General features: G+C 34.4%; 1 protein-coding gene. It reads left to right on the top strand.

The genetic code is table 11. From position 1 onward, the window contains the following. Positions 1-96: 96 nt before the first annotated feature. On the top strand, positions 97-1,188 hold a 1,092-nt coding region (locus tag BN1372_RS00005), incomplete at its 3' end, for a transposase (protein WP_062196871.1).

Raw genomic sequence — 1,188 nt, 5'->3', positions numbered from 1 at the left:
AAAATTTCACTGGCTTTATTTTTTTTTATCAAAAAAAGGACACTTTCTGATAAAATTAAGTTACCAGACAAAATTCAAACAGAAAGAAGTGTCCTTATGTTTAAAGATTATAACATGAATCAATTAATTTTGCCTTTAAATGTAGAAGTAAAACTTCAAAATAATGATATTGCCTTCCACATCCATCATTTAATTGAAAGTATTCCGGAAGAAGCGATCGAACCATTTCTTCGAAATACGGGTTGTCCTGCTTATCATCCACGCATGATGTTGAAAATTATCTTATGTGCCTATACGCAATCTGTTTTTTCAGGGCGTAAAATAGAAGCACTTTTAAAAGACAGTCTTCGTATGATGTGGCTAGCTCAAGGTTATGAACCAAGCTATCGCACCATCAACCGTTTTCGTGTTTATCCTGAAGTAAAAGAATTAATTCGCCAGTGTTTCGTCCAATTTCGCTGCCAGCTGGTAGAAGAAAAGTTGATTGAACAAGAAGCGATTTTTATTGATGGCACAAAGATTGAAGCGAATGCGAATAAATTTACATTTGTTTGGAAGAAAGCAATTGAAAAATATCACAACAGTTTAATCGAAAAGTCGAACCAGCTATACGATGAACTGCTTGAGAAAGAAATCATACCAGAAATTGAACGTGAAAGTGAAGAACATTTATCAATAGAAGAACTCTCTCAAATGGTTCAAAAAGTGGATGAAGTTGTTTCTGAGTATGATCAAAAAATTGAAGCATCGTCAGATGTGACAGAACGAAAAGTGCTAAGAAGGGAACGAAAGTTTCCAAAACAAGCCCACAAACAATTAGTGGACTATACCGTACGTAAACAAAAATATGAACGGGACTTTGAAATTTTCGGCGTGCGTAATAGCTATTCCAAAACCGATCATGATGCAACATTTATGCGAATGAAAGATGATTATATGAAAAATGGTCAATTAAAGCCTGGTTATAATATCCAAGTCGCAACAGAAGGTCAGTATGCACTTGCCTATAGTATTTTTTCGAATCCAACAGATACACGCACACTCATTCCATTTTTAAATGAAATCGAACAATATTATTTCGAATTACCAAAGCATATCGTCGCAGATGCAGGATACGGTAGTGAACAAAATTATGACGATATCCTTTCAAATCGTAAACGGGAACCTTTAATCACTTATAACATGTAT

The organism is Massilibacterium senegalense, assembly GCF_001375675.1.
Lineage (GTDB): Bacteria > Bacillota > Bacilli > Bacillales > Massilibacteriaceae > Massilibacterium > Massilibacterium senegalense.
Note: the sequence above shows the minus strand (reverse complement) of the source record. Positions and strands in the feature narration are given on the sequence as shown.